This is a genomic window from Acinetobacter sp. V89_4, from assembly GCF_029967875.1.
In the GTDB taxonomy this organism is placed as follows: domain Bacteria; phylum Pseudomonadota; class Gammaproteobacteria; order Pseudomonadales; family Moraxellaceae; genus Acinetobacter; species Acinetobacter oleivorans.
The window spans coordinates 1-16,617 of record NZ_JASCAI010000003.1 but is presented as its reverse complement, the minus strand read 5'-3'; the positions used below and the strand labels follow the sequence as shown (position 1 = coordinate 16,617).

At 36.3% G+C, this 16,617-nt stretch carries 15 protein-coding genes and 1 pseudogene; 7 read left to right on the top strand and 9 right to left on the bottom strand.

Annotated features, from left to right (window positions below; genetic code table 11):
• Window positions 1–18 precede the first annotated feature (18 nt).
• Window positions 19–450, bottom strand: a complete 432-nt coding sequence (locus tag QLG01_RS02205; RefSeq protein ID WP_282495732.1) for a hypothetical protein — start codon at window positions 448–450, stop codon at window positions 19–21.
• A 466-nt stretch (window positions 451–916) separates the two neighbouring features.
• Between QLG01_RS02205 and QLG01_RS02200 the strand changes: the two genes are divergently transcribed.
• From QLG01_RS02200 to QLG01_RS02190, 3 genes are all read left to right on the top strand, one after another.
• On the top strand, window positions 917–2,590 hold the full coding sequence (locus QLG01_RS02200; protein WP_004791750.1) for an FMN-binding glutamate synthase family protein: 1,674 nt from the start codon (window positions 917–919) through the stop codon (window positions 2,588–2,590).
• A 210-nt stretch (window positions 2,591–2,800) separates the two neighbouring features.
• The gene (locus QLG01_RS02195; RefSeq protein WP_005306411.1) at window positions 2,801–3,856 is read left to right on the top strand and encodes a linear amide C-N hydrolase; all 1,056 of its coding nucleotides are present in this window, start codon (window positions 2,801–2,803) and stop codon (window positions 3,854–3,856) included.
• 62 nt (window positions 3,857–3,918) lie between these two features.
• A complete protein-coding gene (locus tag QLG01_RS02190; RefSeq protein ID WP_151989195.1) occupies window positions 3,919–4,413 on the top strand; it encodes a hypothetical protein in 495 nt (164 codons plus the stop codon).
• A 57-nt stretch (window positions 4,414–4,470) separates the two neighbouring features.
• Here the strand turns inward: QLG01_RS02190 and QLG01_RS02185 are convergent, their stop codons facing one another.
• The 5 genes from QLG01_RS02185 to QLG01_RS02165 all read right to left on the bottom strand — a co-directional run bounded on the left by QLG01_RS02185 (window position 4,471) and on the right by QLG01_RS02165 (window position 8,780).
• Window positions 4,471–5,499 carry an alpha/beta hydrolase gene (locus tag QLG01_RS02185; protein WP_282495731.1) on the bottom strand — a complete coding sequence of 343 codons (1,029 nt, stop codon included), beginning with the start codon at window positions 5,497–5,499 and terminating at the stop codon, window positions 4,471–4,473.
• Entirely contained in the window at window positions 5,499–6,620 is a 1,122-nt protein-coding gene (locus tag QLG01_RS02180; RefSeq protein WP_282495730.1) for a YdcF family protein, read from the bottom strand. The genes QLG01_RS02185 and QLG01_RS02180 overlap by 1 nt, the downstream gene beginning before the upstream one ends.
• Before the next feature lie 4 nt (window positions 6,621–6,624).
• The gene (gene murB / locus QLG01_RS02175) at window positions 6,625–7,659 is read right to left on the bottom strand and encodes a UDP-N-acetylmuramate dehydrogenase (RefSeq protein ID WP_252059285.1); all 1,035 of its coding nucleotides are present in this window, start codon (window positions 7,657–7,659) and stop codon (window positions 6,625–6,627) included.
• A gap of 19 nt (window positions 7,660–7,678) precedes the next feature.
• Window positions 7,679–8,182, bottom strand: coding sequence for a low molecular weight protein-tyrosine-phosphatase (locus QLG01_RS02170; RefSeq protein ID WP_282495729.1), 504 nt, complete (start codon window positions 8,180–8,182; stop codon window positions 7,679–7,681).
• A gap of 370 nt (window positions 8,183–8,552) precedes the next feature.
• Window positions 8,553–8,780 (bottom strand): tautomerase family protein, encoded by a 228-nt coding sequence (locus tag QLG01_RS02165; RefSeq protein WP_111854160.1) that lies wholly within the window; start codon window positions 8,778–8,780, stop codon window positions 8,553–8,555.
• 62 nt (window positions 8,781–8,842) lie between these two features.
• On the opposite strand from QLG01_RS02165, the gene QLG01_RS02160 reads away from it, so the two are divergent.
• Both QLG01_RS02160 and QLG01_RS02155 read left to right on the top strand, forming a co-directional pair.
• The gene (locus tag QLG01_RS02160) at window positions 8,843–9,313 is read left to right on the top strand and encodes a helix-turn-helix domain-containing protein (protein ID WP_282495728.1); all 471 of its coding nucleotides are present in this window, start codon (window positions 8,843–8,845) and stop codon (window positions 9,311–9,313) included.
• Between the two features lie 444 nt (window positions 9,314–9,757).
• Window positions 9,758–10,816 carry an acyltransferase gene (locus tag QLG01_RS02155; RefSeq protein WP_282495727.1) on the top strand — a complete coding sequence of 353 codons (1,059 nt, stop codon included), beginning with the start codon at window positions 9,758–9,760 and terminating at the stop codon, window positions 10,814–10,816.
• A 99-nt stretch (window positions 10,817–10,915) separates the two neighbouring features.
• Here the strand turns inward: QLG01_RS02155 and QLG01_RS02150 are convergent, their stop codons facing one another.
• Window positions 10,916–11,221: a YcgJ family protein gene (locus QLG01_RS02150; RefSeq protein ID WP_282495726.1), complete on the bottom strand. Its 306-nt coding sequence runs from the start codon at window positions 11,219–11,221 to the stop codon at window positions 10,916–10,918.
• 349 nt (window positions 11,222–11,570) lie between these two features.
• Between QLG01_RS02150 and QLG01_RS02145 the strand changes: the two genes are divergently transcribed.
• Entirely contained in the window at window positions 11,571–12,728 is a 1,158-nt protein-coding gene (locus QLG01_RS02145; protein ID WP_282495725.1) for an iron-containing alcohol dehydrogenase, read from the top strand.
• Entirely contained in the window at window positions 12,728–13,162 is a 435-nt protein-coding gene (locus QLG01_RS02140; RefSeq protein ID WP_031983137.1) for a thioesterase family protein, read from the top strand. Before QLG01_RS02145 ends, QLG01_RS02140 begins: the two co-directional genes overlap by 1 nt.
• 46 nt (window positions 13,163–13,208) lie before the next feature.
• Here QLG01_RS02140 and QLG01_RS02135 read toward each other — a convergent pair whose 3' ends face one another.
• Both QLG01_RS02135 and QLG01_RS02130 read right to left on the bottom strand, forming a co-directional pair.
• Window positions 13,209–15,437 (bottom strand): phospholipase C, phosphocholine-specific, encoded by a 2,229-nt coding sequence (locus QLG01_RS02135; RefSeq protein WP_282495724.1) that lies wholly within the window; start codon window positions 15,435–15,437, stop codon window positions 13,209–13,211.
• A 324-nt stretch (window positions 15,438–15,761) separates the two neighbouring features.
• Window positions 15,762–16,617 (bottom strand): annotated as a pseudogene (locus QLG01_RS02130) (DNA polymerase III subunit gamma/tau); the annotation flags it as partial.

The window sequence follows — 16,617 nt, the reverse complement described above, 5'->3', positions numbered from 1 at the left end:
GAAGAAGGCCCTGTTAGCTTAACTATTTCTAAAAATTAAATGAAAGATCAAGCCAATAAAACCACCTCCCATAGCAAAACCTAACTGTATATAGGCTTTACCATACCAAGCTAACTCCCTAAATTGATAATCTGCACTTTGCGACCCAATTACTAAAATATTTTTAATGTCCCAGCTATGGAATCCTTTAGGTCTTTCTGCAAAGAAATCTAAAATAGGCGTAAACCCAAAAACAAAAGAAATACCCAGTAAGGGATAAACGATAAATCCAGGAAAGATAGGATTATTCTTTCTTTCCATAGAATCGAATATTATAGTTGCAGCAACTAATATACTTTGTACTAGAGCGACTTTTTTGAAAGTATCTAGATCAAAACCTAGATAGAACATTAAAGTTAAGAAAAAAACCTCTGTGAGCAAAACGGAGTAGATTAATAGTTTCCAATTCATTTCAGTCCTTAAATGATTTTTTAGAATCTTATATAGTTGTAGTAATGTGTATTAAAAAAATATTTCAATTTATTTATATTAGCAAAAAATAATTAATTAGGACAACATTAATTAAATCAAAAAATATACAAATAAAAAATTTATTATTAATTAAATCTAAAGTTAAATCCAATTAATCCACATCCCTTTCAATGAAAATACTTAATAGAAATATTCTTTATTACAGCTAAAAATTTATAAAATATATCAATTTAATAATTAAGTATTTGATAATTTATTTAATCTCTTAAACCTCCAAATTAGATATTAATAATCGCTTAAATACTTTTTTTAAAATCTATTTCTAAATTGAGTGAACCACAGCTGTACTGTTTGTTTTCTCTTGAAACTAACAATTCCACACTTGTAGTTTCACTTACTTATTGGCAAGGTATGTACCAGTAAAACATTAGGAATTTGTTCCAATATGGCGAGTCCAGCACAAATCATTCGACATAAATTTCTCAATACATTCTTTTCGCGCCATTCTCTCTGGTTCTTATGTATTTTTACTGCACTGAGCATCACCTGGTTTCGAACCGTATACACCCCTCATAGTATCTATTATTTTATTTCTGATACTCTCCTTAACGGGTTATGGGTGCTTACTGGTGCACTAAGTTTATTAGGCCTTTACGATGTTTTGCAGAATAAACATTCAATTCTAAGAAACTATCCAATTATGGGGCATTTCCGTTTTTTGTTTGAAGATATACGTCCAGAAATTCGCCAATACTTTATTGAAGCGGATCAAGATGCTCTACCTTTTTCTCGTATGCAAAGAAGTCTAGTTTATCAGCGTGCTAAAAATGAAAATGCAGATAAACCATTTGGTTCAATCATTGACGTTTATCAAGAAAATTATCGATTCATTGTCCATTCAATAAGCCCTTGTCCACCAGCAGATCCAAAGAGCTTTCGTATTCAGGTGGGTAATGCTCAATGCCTTCAACCGTATAGTGCATCAATTATGAACATCTCTGCCATGAGCTTTGGTAGTTTAAGTGCCAACGCGATTCGTGCGTTAAATAAAGGTGCGCAGTTAGGCGGGTTCTATCATGATACTGGCGAAGGTAGTTTAAGCCCTTATCATCTGGAAAATGGCGGTGATATTGTTTGGCAAATTGCCAGCGGTTATTTTGGCTGTCGTACTTTAGATGGGAAATTTGACGAGCAAAAGTTTGCCAAGCAATCTCAATTACCACAGATTAAGATGATTGAGCTGAAGCTTTCCCAAGGTGCAAAACCAGGTCATGGTGGAATTTTACCTAAACATAAAATTACCGCAGAAATTGCTCAAATCCGTGGTGTTTCTCGCGATCATGACTGTATTTCTCCTGCAAAGCATTCTAGTTTTTCTACTCCTATTGAAATGATGCATTTCTTACAGAAATTGCGCACATTATCTGGAGGTAAACCAGTTGGTTTTAAACTGTGTATTGGTCAGCCTTGGCAATTCATGAGTATTGTTAAAGCAATGTTAGAAACAAAAATTGTTCCTGACTTTATAGTTGTTGATGGATCTGAAGGTGGTACAGGCGCAGCGCCAATTGAGTTTAGCGACAATATTGGTACTCCATTACGTGAAGGCTTACGTTTTGTTCATAACACCCTTGTGGGTGCAGGACTAAGAGATCAAGTTAAGATTGGTGCGAGTGGTAAAATCATTAGTGCCTTCGATATTGCCAGTACTTTTGCTCTAGGTGCAGATTGGGTTAATTCAGCACGTGGTTTCATGTTTGCTGTTGGATGTATTCAGGCACAAAGCTGTCACACTAACCAGTGTCCTGTAGGTGTTGCAACCCAAGATAAAGACCGTCAAAAAGCAATTGATGTACCAACTAAATCAGAACGAGTATTTAATTTTCATAAAAATACATTGCATGCATTATCAGAAATGATTGCTGCGGCTGGTTTACGTCACCCTTCTGATATTAAAGCTCACCATTTGGCTCAGCGAGTAAACGACCGTGAAATTAAGAACTATGCTCAATTGCATTTTTTCTTAAAAGAAGGCGAACTTTTACAGTCTGAACTTAATAATGACGATGATAATTTTTATTATCGGATGTGGAATATGGCAGATGCTAATCACTTTTAATTTATATTAACTTGATATGTTGAGCATTACATTTAGAGTGTGATGCTCTTCCACATTTGAATTGAATATGTGATTTCCCCTCAAATTTCATTCCCCTTTTAATTTGTCTTTAATAGATTTTTCACTTAATATAAAAGTATAAATAACGTACACAATTTAATTTTATTTAATAAAAATTTTTTAATGCTTATAACAAGAAGGTATCTCATCATGTTGAAAAAAACATTCATCTCTTCTTTTGTCGCACTAGCAGTAGGTTTAAGTAGCTATGCTGTTGCTTGTACACGTGCCGTATATTTAGGCAATAACCAACATATTATTACTGCTCGCTCAATGGACTGGAAAGTTGATACGGGTACAAATTTGTGGATTATGCCAAGCGGGGTTAGTCGTGACGGTAGTGCAGGCTCCAATTCAATAAAATGGACGTCTAAATATGGAAGTGTAATTGCCACAGGCTATGAAGTTTCCACAACAGATGGAATGAATGAAGCTGGCTTGGTTGCTAACATTTTATGGTTAGTGGAGTCTCAATATCCAGATGTGAAAAAAACGAATAAGCCTTTACTTAGTATTGCGGCATGGGCTCAATATGTACTCGATAATTTCGCAACTGTCGATGAAGCCGTTAAAGCATTAGAAAAAGAACCTTACACGATTGTGACCGATAATGTCCCAGGCGAAACACGCCTCACTACCCTACATTTATCTATTTCTGACAAAACAGGTGATAGCGCAATTATTGAATATATTGGTGGAAAACAAGTGATTCACCATAGCCGCAGCTATCAAGTCATGACTAACTCACCTACTTTCGATAAACAACTTGCACTTGCCGAATATTGGAAACAAATTGGTGGAACGATCATGCTCCCCGGTACAAATCGAGCATCCGATCGCTTTGCACGTGCATCTTTTTACATCAATGCAATTCCTAAAAATGATGATAGTAAACAAGCTCAAGCCTCTGTATTTAGTGTCATTCGAAATGCGTCTGTTCCCTATGGACTAAATACTCAAGAAGAACCGAATATCTCTTCAACTCGCTGGCGAACTGTAGCCGATCATAAACAAATGCTTTACTTTTTCGAGTCAGCACTATCACCAAATGTATTTTGGGTTGATTTGAAAAAGATTAATTTTAAAGATGGTAAAACACGTAGACTAGATTTAGGCCCCGATCAAAGCCATATATATGCAGGTGATGCCACTTCTTCTTTTAAAATTGCAAAACCATTTGTATTTTTAAGCCCATCTATGCGTTAATTTATGTCAAAATTTACTACACTTAACATAAATAATATTAAGCATACTCTCTTGGAATTTATATGATGAAGAAATCTCTACTCTTATTGGGTTCATGTCTACTTACAGCGGCTTGTAGCACCACACAGGTTAGTACAACAGCCCCTAAAGAGGTAAAGACAGCGGGTCAGCTAAACTGCTCACCAACTGAACTATGCCCAAGCTTGCTCGTGAAATGGAACGAGAATCAAAAAGATCAGCTTCGTGTAGATGTTCATTTAAGTAGTAGTTATAACTTTTATGATATTAACGAGTTAACATTTGATATTGATGGGAAACGATTTAACTATCAACCTGCTCAATCAACTGAAAAAACGAATGTGAGCCGATTAGTTCCTAAACATTCTACAACGTTCTTTGTTATTCCAAGTAAATTCTTGCAAGAGTTTAAAAGTGCTCAAAATGTAAACGTTTTGATAAAAACGGATAAGGGAACAATCGAACGCAATATGTATAGTCCACAAAAGCAGTCTTCGGTTTATAAAAACTTTATGCAGCTTTATCAAAATTCAAAATAAAGTACAAAAATTAACTCATGCATCTATCCAATTTTTTTTGGATAGATGCATTATTTTTTAATAATAAAAATGTTTTGGCTTCGCATGTAAAAATGCTGGAATCAATCCCGTTAAAGCTGCACGTATATCCGCACGCTCATTAATTAATTGATGAGATCCTTCTTCTAGCATTAATAACGTTTGCAACCTAAATTTGCGACGAATAAATTCAATGTTGTAACGCCAATCAACTGTCTGATCGAGAGCACCTTGTGCAAGCCAGACAGGAATACGACAAGCTGGCCGCTCTTCCATTTCTTGCATCCATTTAGACATTGCCAAAATCCAGTCCATGCCCATCATTCGAGGTTGCAAAGGATCTTTTAAACGAATGAAACGTAAAAATTCAGGATTATGATTATTACGTCTAAAGTGTCTTGGTACTTGGCGCTTAATACGGCGAATAATGCCCAATCCAACTGGGTTATGCCACCATGCTGTTTTTGCAGGACGAATCAAAGGAGAAAGTAACAAGACTCTATCTACAATCGGATCTTGGCGTTTTTCAGCATATTCCAATAAGTGATGCATCCAGATTGCGCCACCCGTACTTTGTCCAATTCCTACCCAAGGTTTTGGTAACTGATCTGCATGTTTTACATATTGATAAACAGCCATCAGAACTTGTTGATAGTGATCAAAATTTTGAATACTTGCTGGTGAGCCATTACTTAAACCATGCCCTGGTAAGTCATAGGTAATGACACTAAAGCCTTGTTCAAGAATTTCACGAATAATGGGCTGATAAATACCACTATGCTCAAGATAGCCATGTAATAAGCAGACAGTACCTTGTACTTTTTCTATTTTAGGCTTGAAAACTTGCACATGTAATCGGAACAAAGGCATTTGAACATAGCCCTGCCAATGATCACAGTCAAGTAAATGCAAACCATACAACTTACGGTAAGCCAGTAAATCTCGAGACGGTTCTTCTAATGTATTTAAATTAAGTGGACTTAAAACCTGTGGCGTAAGATCACGGTTAGGAACCGGCAAATCTAATTGTTTTAATACGGCAGGATTGAGAAATGGGATATCTGACATTAAGGTACCTCTCGACAATCACTTGAGCCAAACAACATGTCGCGAATTGTCGCAAGTAATTCATAATTTGCACGACGGCTATGATCGTAATTTTGCACACTTGGTTGCCAGCGTGTCAGTGGTGTTGGCATTGGAGCCACAACAGGAATGGTTTCTATACCATTTAAAGCAAATAGTCGGCGAGTACGCGGCATATGGTATTCATCTGTAACCAACATGACCGTCGGTGCTCCACCCTTTTTCTGAAGTAGTAGAGAACTAAATCTTGTATTCTCACAAGTATTCATACTACGTTTTTCTAGTAACTTTGCATCAACACCACGCTCTTTTAACCAAGCTTGCATATAAGGCGCTTCAACACCGCTCAGTACAATAGGAAGCTGATTTTGTTTTTCAACTTCTAAAGTTTTTTCTAGTCTCAAGCGTGTATAGCCATTAACTACAATATCTTTTCCATTTTTATCAAGCGTCAAACCACCACCTAAAACAACAATTGCATAAGGTTGTGATAACTTTTTAGCTGGAGCTGGTAAAGGATTTTTACGAACATACTCGATTTTCTGTTCAGGTTCGCTAACAGCTTTTTGATTTTCTGGCACTACAGGTTTTCTTGCTAAAAACTCGGTATATTGCTCTGTAAGGGCCTTATTTTCTGAACTATTAATAAAGAGTGCTTCATCAATTGGGCTACTTGCTTCATCAGCAGCATCAATTTCTGAATTTTTCACTACTAAAGGAACCGTTACAGAAGCGGCTGCCTCTGAATCTTGTTCCTTTTCTTCTAAAAGAATAATTTGCTGCAAAGCCTTATAGTTTTCTTGAAGATAGGTCAGATCTGTTGTCTTTTTTTCACGTAAAGCTTTTTCAGTCAGCTTTAAATACGCTTGACGAGCAATCCATAGATTTGAACCCGGCTCTAAATTATCATGTTCACTTAATGCAGCTTGTCTCTGACTTTCAGCGGCGACTTGATTCACATCGACCGGTACAAAATAATTAAGTCCAGCTACAATTAATTTTGAATAAAACGGCGAATATAAAAAAACCACGAAACAGCCTAATAGTACAAATAGCACGGTGACTACTTGTACTAAACGTACCATTAAGTGTACTTTTGGCATAAAACTATTCCGTATGATTTTCAATTAAACCTAAACTGTTATAAAGCACAGGCTCTGGTTCTAACATAATATGGAAACGCTGATCAACATCATGTTGTACAGCCTGATAAGTTTTCTTTACATCAGTAAGAGATGCATTGGCATAATTCACCAAAACTAATGCCTGTTTATGAAACATCCCTACCATATCGAGTTGCTTCCCTTTCCAACCCGCCTGATCGATTAACCATCCTGCTGCAATTTTAACGTTTCCACTGGCTTGAGGATAATGTGGAATTGTTGAGAATTGTGTGATTAGACGTTCAAAATCTTGAGGATTAACAATCGGATTTTTAAAGAAACTACCTACATTTGGATATTCTTTTGGATCGGGAAGTTTACTTTGGCGAATATGGATCACTTGATTTTGTAAGTTTTCAGCAGTCTGATTGTCTCCAACTGCTTGCTTCAAATCACCATAGTTAAGTTTTAAATTTGGCTGTTTAAGTAATTTAAAAGTGACATGTGTGATGATGTAACGGTTCGGATCATCTTTAAAAATACTATGGCGGTAAGTGAAATGGCAGTCAGCAGCTAAAATTGACTGAGTTTCTTTCAATTTACGGTCATACACTTGTACAGACTCAATAAACTCACCGACCTCTACTCCATAAGCACCAATGTTTTGTACGGGTGAAGCACCTACTAAGCCTGGAATAAGCGCTAAATTCTGCAAACCAAACCAATTTTGCTGAGTGCTATATAAAACGAAATCATGCCAAACCTGCCCTGCACCCACTTTAACCCGAACGAAATCATGATCATTTGATAAAACTTCAATTCCTTGAATATCAAGATGAATCACTAAGGCATTGATCTGCTGCGGCAACAACATGTTACTACCGCCCGATAACACAAGTACATTTAAATGATGCTGCTTAGCAAAATCCAAAGCTTCTTCAATATCCAGAATATTACCGACTTTTGTGTAATGTGAAGCTGTTGCATCTAAACTTAATGTATTGAATGGCTTAAGCTGTACCTGATTTTGAATTTGCATTGTGTTGAAAAACCTATTCTTAAACATTCAATTGTTTTTTTAAAATATTAATCCACGCCAAACTACTAGACTCGCATTGGTCAAGTACGCGCTCGAAGCCATCAGCACCGCCATAATATGGATCAGGTAAGGCTTGTTGCAGATATTGAGGATCATGCTCACTCATTAAAGCTACTTTTGCTCGAATTTGATGGCTACCAAATTGAAAAATAGCGCTTTGTAGCATGTCATGAATATCATCAAAGTTTTGATGATCCATTGCTAAAATCAAATCAAACTCTAAAAAGTCTTGAGTTGAAAGCTGCCTTGCACGTAAAGATGATAAGTCATAACCTCTTTTTTTAGCGTGCAGCTGACTACGCTGATCAGGTGCTTTATTTGGATGATAATTACTCGTTCCAGCTGAATCGACAATGACATTAAGTTGATGTGCATCACAATAATGTCTGAAAACTACTTCAGCCGTGGGAGAACGGCAAATGTTTCCTAAACAGACGCATAACACCTTATATTGTGTTTCCATTAGAAACTACTTCCAAACATTTGAATTAAATAGAAATAAATATGGAGCATGTAAAACCCTGACAAAACTATCAATGATTGTCAGAATCGAATTGACCATTGTGACGTGTTGCATTTTGTCAAAACTCACATGGCTTGAAAAGGAAAATAATGTTTATCAATAGATTAAAAGTTGATAAATCAGTCGATAAAGTAGCTGACCTTCTAATTTTGAATAAAACAATAAAGCCCTCCGAAGAGAGCTTTTACAACAAAGTAGATACTCACATTATTAATAATTATATGAGCTTTAAATCCTAAAAAAGAATAGCAACTACTTAATGTACAACTTATGATTTTCTAATACAGCTTTAGTAAAAGGCCCAAAACAATCATTTAACGTTACTAATTAACTCAATCATTTCCTTCGTTGGCCTTAAGCTACCTAATTGCCACTGTTCAGGTGGATGTTCATCAATTCGAATCCAGACATGCTCTTGAAAAGCTGGATTTCCCTTTCCTTCTATCTCTACAAATAAATCTGTTATTCGTTTAAAAAGCTCGGCTTTACTATCTTTATCTAGTAAACCCTCTATAGTTTGTATATTTATAAATGGCATAATGCTACCTGAATTAAGTCTAGGTCTAAATTATAGACTCATGTTAATTGGAGCTCCCTAGAATGTCAAATATTATTCCAGATCATAGATTTTCAGTAGATGTATGTGGAATCTTCAAAATTGCTGAGATATTGAACGATAGTTGGACGATCCTATTGTTGAGAGAAGCTTTTTACGGCGTAACGAAATTTAATGATTTTCTAGAAAATACAGGTATATCGAAGCAAATTTTATCTAATCGTCTAAAACACCTCATTCAATTAGAAATATTTGAACTATCAATTTATAAAGAAGTGGGTGTACGAGAGCGTAAAGAATACTTACTCACCAAAAAAGGTAAAAGTCTAAATATTGTTTTGCTTGCTATGCTTGAATCTGGTAGTAATTTTATTGAAGCAGATAAAGATGTTGTGAAAGTTTTTAAGAAGAATTCAGATGATCAACTCAAATTAAAGCTTGTTGATTCATCTAATCAAGTCATAGATCTTAATAATCTGGAACTGAAACTCATTCCTCGCAGAAATAAGGAATAACTTTTTATATTTTATTTATTTTTATGTCGAGATCTAATTAGCAATCTATTATTTACGCCTCCTCAAGAGAAAAGCTTGCTATACAGCAACTTATTTAATTTCTCATGTTTTCATTTCGAATTATTAAATCTTGATGAAATAGTAATAAATGGACCTAGGGCTATTCAATGACAAAGGGTTATGAATGATACATCACTAAAATTATATTTTCTCAACTTAATCAATAAGATAAATAAAACCAATTATCTATGAGCTCTACTTTATCACAAACTTCACAAAACAGGTTAAAGTACCATAATCATCTACATACCATTAAAACACTTTAGATGATCGTAAGGTCTACCAATCAATCTTAAAATTTCTTCAACAATATCTTTAAATTTAGTCATTTCTAACATTCTCTCTTGTTGATACAATTCAAAAAATTTTAAATCACTGCCCCCTATGACAGAAAAATCGCTAATTCCCCGAGTCAATAATTTTGATTTAATTAGGCTAGTAGCAGCTTTACAAGTTGTCTTTATGCATGGTTTTTTTCATTTAAAAATTAACAATGAATTTCTAAAAAATTTTTTTGAAAAATTTATTCAATATTTTCCTGGAGTACCTATCTTTTTTACTGTAAGCGGTTTTTTAATTTTTTGGGCTTTTGATAGAAATCCAAATTTGAATAAATATGTTACCAACAGAATATTAAGGCTTTATCCTGCATTATATATTTGCTTATTAATTACTATTCTTTTGTTATTTTTATTTTCTACTAGAAGCTTAATTAACCAAACTAGTTTTTATATTTGGTTAGCAGCACAAATGAGTTTTTTTCAGTTTTACACACCAGAAATACTACGTTTTTGGGGAGTTGGAACACCAAATGGGAGTCTTTGGACTATCGCCGTAGAGGTACAATTCTACATTTTAGTGCCAATAATTTATTTCCTAATGAAAAGAGTAAAAGGATCTTATGTGCTCTTCTTTTTCTTTTTAACTTCGGTATGTGCAAATATATATTTTTCCAACATTAATATTGGTACGCTCTCAAAATTAAGTGGTGTTAGTATATTACCTTACTTATTTAATTTCTTAGTAGGATCTTTTTTCTACTTTTATTGGAATAAATTAAAAATAATAATTGAAAACAAATTTTTAGTATGGATAAGTGCTTATATTATTTACTTTAATATTTTTGGAAATTTTTTAGGCTATCAAATAAACTCATATCATATTATTAATGTTTTCAACTTTATATCAGTAATTTTTCTTAGTATTACCACTTTATCATTTGCATTCTCATTTAACTCTTTAAGTGAAAGATTATTAAAGAGGCAAGACATATCGTATGGAATTTATATTTATCATATGTTAGTAGTCAATACTCTTGTAACTTTAGGATTACAAGGAAATTTATTTTCATTTATTAGCGTATTTACTATTACGATTCTACTTAGTTTATTAAGTTGGAATTTCATAGAGAAAAAAGCTCTAAGCTTGAAATCAAAAAAGTAAAACATATTCCCCAATAGGTTCAGTTCACTTAATGGGGAATAATATTTTTTTCACTGGTCCAGATGAAAAATTTATATTACTCCAAGAATAGAACAGTATTTATTTAAAAAGTTTATCAGTCATAGTTCTATCAATTTTGCTACGATGCCCATTCTCAAAATATCGATCGACATGACATAGTTTTGTCTTGGTATCACAGAACACACCATTTGAGAGTGTAAATGCTGATGTATCAAAATCGCCTTGAGAGAATGCTCTGTTGGCTTTGTGAGTTCCCAAGTATTTGGCTGTAAGTTTTTTAGATACACCCTTCTTGTCAGCACAAATATATTTATCACAAATTACACCCTTTTTTGGTGAATAGACGCTAGAGCTATTTTTAGCCATTACTCCAGAGCTCAGCATGAAGCAAGTGCATCCAATAACACGAAGTAAAGTTTTAGAAATTTTCACTTTTTGAACCGAATAAAATTATAAATTGTTAAGACATTATATGAATTAGCAGCCTTCAGGAAAATCTACAGAACCCTATAAATAACAAAAAGCCCACCTTTCGATGATCTTTTAAATTACTTGCATGATCTCCGTCTATCATCTGAATCTGACCACATGAAAATAGTGCTTATCTCATATAACACTCAACATAATCGCCTCAGAACTACTTTATTTTAAGGTGTCTTATGCTAAGTTATTTGAAGATTGAATCTTATAGAACCGTTCAACAATAATTTTCAAAAATAAGGAAATAATGTATATGAGCCATTTTCAATTTCAAACCGTTCGAAATATCATCTCTGGCTTAGGCTCTATACAAGAATTACAGAATGTTTTGTCTTCAAAAGCTTACCGTAAGTTATTGCTAGTCACAGATGCAGGCATGATCAAAAATCAACTACACCGGCCCATTCTTCAAATTTTAGATACCCTCAATATTGAATATGTCATTTATGCAGATGTTCAGGCTGACCCACCAGAACAAGTTATTTTAGATGCAGCCAATTATGCAAAACAGCAAAATGTAGATGCCATTATTGGTTTTGGTGGTGGCAGTTCTTTAGATGTTGCAAAAGTAATTGCTTTACTCGCCCACCCCAACCAAACTCAAAGTTTGCAAGACATGTATGGCGTAAACCAAATAACAACAGCTCGCCTACCACTTATTTTGATTCCAACGACAGCTGGTACAGGTTCAGAAGTAACGCCTATTTCAATTGTGACTACTGGCGAGACAACAAAAATGGGGATTGTCTCTCCAGTACTATATGCCGATACAGCAATTCTTGATGCTACTTTTACTCAAAACCTTCCAACACATATTACCGCTGCAACAGGTATCGATGCGATGGTGCATGCTATTGAGGCATATACCTCTAAACACAAGAAGAATATATACACCGATATTTTAGCTAAGAATGCTTTGAAGCTACTAAACCATAACTTACCGAAAGTTCTTAAAGATGGTAATGATTTAGAAGCACGTCAGAACATGCTGTTCGGCTCAATGCTCGCAGGTCAAGCGTTTGCAAACTCACCTGTTGCCGCTGTACATGCTTTAGCTTACCCACTGGGCGGTCATTTTCATTTGTCACATGGACATACCAATGCCTTAGTGTTAGTTGAAGTATTAAAATTTAATGCGCCCAATGCAAAAAAATACTATGCAGAGCTTATGCAATGGCTCGATCCATATAGCAATGGGAGCACTGATGGCTTGTGTGATCTGTTTATTGACCATATGCAGAACCACTTGGACCGTAGTGGTTTAACTTTAAAACTTAGAGATTTGGGTATTGATGAGTCGAGCTTACCTCGGCTTGCACAAGATGCCATGTTACAAACTCGCTTGCTACAAAATAACCCACGTGACATGACAGAAGCCGCTGCTTTAGCAATTTATCAGGCGATTCATTAATGACTAAACCCGTTTTAAAAAACCGAGATCAATTTAAGTTCTTTTTAGATATTCAAACGCGTTGGGCAGATAATGACATCTATGGTCATGTGAATAATGTGACTTACTATAGCTACTTCGATACAGCAGCCAATGCATTGCTCATTCAGAAAACAGGTTTTGATATTCATGAAGCAAAGTCAATTGGGTTAGTGGTTGATTCAGCTTGTAGCTTTTTACAAGAGTTATCATTTCCAGAAATTATTCAGGTAGGTGTGGCGATTGGTAAAATTGGTACGACTTCACTACGTTATGAATTGGCAATCTTTAAACAAGGTCAAGATCAAGCCTCAGCTCAAGGGCATTTTGTGCATGTGTTTGTTGATCGCGAAACGCGTAAGACTGTTCCAATTTCTGAGTCAGTTCGTGAAGCTTTAAAAAGTTATTTATTATAAAAAATGGGGCAAAAGAAAATGATCTGTTCTTTTTGCCCACCTAAACTTACATCATTGCAGGATCACTAAAAGAATCTTCACCCGTTTCAACTCGGCCCGCAAAACGTCGGTAATAGTACGGATCACTCTGACTCGTGATTTCAAAATCATACCAATGTCCCACGTCAGCCAAAGTCCAGTGTTGCTTAACAACCTGCCCCGCTTTTACGGTAAATTGTAACGGCGCATCTTGTCGATATGCACAAGGTTTTACCGTCAAAAGTGCGTCCTTGGTTCCTTCATTCATGAGTTCTACGTAAACATCACCGTTAGCAATGTCATAGCACACTCGAATTTCAGGTTTAACGCCACTATCAACAATACGTTGAGTATCGCCTTTAAAATGACGATGGTAGCCATTTGGGCCAAGTACCCATAAGTCGTAACGGCCCAAGTTATCTTTTAAAGCATCCCATTCGTCATCTAGAGTTTTATTCGGCTCGACAATATAACGCTTTGGAATAAGGTCTAGATTAAGTTTGTCATACACATGGAAAACCGCCGCTTGATGACCTGTATTAGAGAAAATCAATTGCACTTTACCATCGGCTTTACAGCGCGCGCTGGTGTGCAGTTCGTAAGGTAGCGCACGCGACAGACGTATGCCACTCTGTTGAATCGGGAACTTAATATCCGTTGGTACAGGAACAGCTGGTAAAGCTTCTTGATTTTTTCTTAGCTCATCGGCCTGCAAACGTGTTTGTTTACCATTCAGCTGCGGTAAAACATCTGCATTTGGTGTTTTAAAGTTAAATGCACTGGTTAAATCACCACACACTGCACGGCGGTATGGACTGATATTCGGCTCTTTTACACCGAAACGTTTTTCTAAAAACATAAGCATAGAAGTATGGTCAAACACTTGCGAGTTCACCCAGCCACCACGGCTCCATGGGGAAATCACATATAACGGAACACGAGGGCCCGGACCATAAACGCGTCCATCAGGTGTAGGCTGAGAATGGCTTCCTTCAGGCGCAGCATGATCAAAATACTCATCCTGCATATCGGCACTGCTTAATGTCGATTTGCCTGCGTACTGGCCATTTTTGAGACGAGATGGCGCTGATGGTGACGGTACGTGGTCAAAGTAACCATCATTTTCATCGAAATTGATAATGAGTGCTGTTTTACTCCAAACCTCTGGCACAGCTGTTAAAGCATCAATAATTTCTTGAATAAACCAAGCGCCTTGGACAGGGCTTGAAGGGTCTGGATGTTCACAATAAATCGATGGCGCATTAATCCAAGACACTTGAGGTAACTTACCTTCACGAATGTCGCGTTTAAAAGCATCGAGATATTCTTCAGGTTTATTGCCCGGCAATGTATTTGCAATGCCTTTATAGAGTGGATTTTTGGCATTATCGGTCGCAGCATCATAGGCTTTGTATGGTAGTTTTTGTCCTGTATCAGCGTACGGTTTGTTTGGTTCACCACCGCTTGCAACAGGATAACCAGATGCAATATTAGCTTTTCTGAACGTACGAAATGCCCCAAGCATGTTATCGCCCCATTCATCTGGCATATTTTGATAACAAATCCAGTTTACCCCTGCTTCTTCTAAACGCTCAGCATAAGTCTTCCACGTGTAACCGCGATCTGCCGTAGCAGGGTTACCATCAATCCAGTCCCACTCATTGTTTACAAATGAACGCTTGGTCGGTGTCGCCCCATTTGTACCCGTTAAATGAAAAGAGCGGTTTGCATCTGTTCCGGTGTGCATAGAGCAATGGTAGGCATCACAAATCGTAAAGGCGTTCGCAAGTGCAAACTGATATGGAATTTCTTTTTCTTTAAAATAACCCATGGATATATCAGTTTTATGGGCTGGCCAATTCGCCATACGCCCATTGTCCCAAGCCAGCTGACTGTCATTCCACGTATGTGGCGTACCATCTGCACGCTGCGCATTATTGGCTGTACCATCTAAGTGAAAAGGCGTTAAAACTTGCCCATTACTTCTAAGCTGCTCCCAGACACGGCGACCACTTGGTAGAGGAATTGTAAAACGGTCAGCAAAACCTCGAACACCTTTTAACGTTCCAAAGTAATGATCAAAAGATCGGTTTTCCTGCATTAAAATAATAACGTGTTCGACATCCTGAATGGTGCCAGTTTTATTGTTTGCAGGAATTGCTAAAGCTTTTTGAATACTAGATGGGAAAGCTGCCAATGCCGCAGCACCAAAACCCATATTTAAAGAATAGTTTAAAAATTTACGACGTGTAATCATGATCAGGTTCTTTTTATTATTTAAGTTTATGGAGCACAGCGCATTACAGGCTTTTTACCTGTTTCTGGTGTATTTGAATTATCATTTGCTGAGTCGTTACAACCACTCAGCAGAATCGCGCCGATTAATAAAAAATATGAATATTTGAAACAATTTATTCCAGTGCATTGCCTTTTCATTGCTATGTTCAATCCATTTAAAATCTAAAATGGCTAACATAGAAAAGTACAATGACAGTGACATGACCCAAATATTTCAATCCAGTGAAAAATATGAAAATTCTATTATTTTCATATTCTGCACCAGATCAAAACTCAGTTAAATTTAAGGCTTTAATTGAATATTTTGTAGTTCGCCATCAAAAGTTTCTATCAAACTCTTAATGACTGGCTGTTGCTGTAATAGCTCAGCGGCTCTGTGAAAGGCTTTTTCTTTACGCGCACTTTGAATGGTATATGGTGTAGATGTATTCAAAGCACCATATTCAACTGTAAATTGAGTATTCGGCCATTGCTCATTTAATGCATCAATAAGGCCTTGCTGCAATTGGGTCAGCATATTTTCATATTCTTGAGGAATATGGAAAATAGTATTGCCGCCAATTTCACCGGTCATTACACCATGTTGCGCAAGTTCTTGGACGGCTGGTGAAAGCTGGCTGTTTCTAAACCAGTATTCCCATTTTTCAAGTGTCCACTCACCTTCTAAAGCTTGAGGAGCCAGCTTCAAGATATCTTGAGGCATCAACTGACCGTTATCAGTTGCACTAGGCTCTTTTACAACGGCAACTGTTTCTGTTTGAATCATTACTTCGGCTTGTACAAATGACTGTTGTTCAATAACAGGTTCAGAAGACAAATCAGGAGTTATAGGCGCATCTTGATCAAGGGAAAATTCAGGGCTAGATGTCTCAAACAAACCTTGAGGCTCAGCAGAAAAAGCTGGTTCTGGTTCAATTTGTTTTGCTTGGGTTTCTGCCTGAACTTGTACTAACTTTTGTTCTGGTACCGGAATGAAATCTTCTTCCAGAACACTAACAGTCTCTTGAACAACTGCTGACTCAAGCCCAATCAGCTCATGATGATTTGGGTCAAATACCATTAAATCCTGATTAGACTGAGGTTCAGGTTCAGGTTCAGGTTCAGGTTCAGGTTCAGGTTCAGGTTCAGGTTCAGGTTCA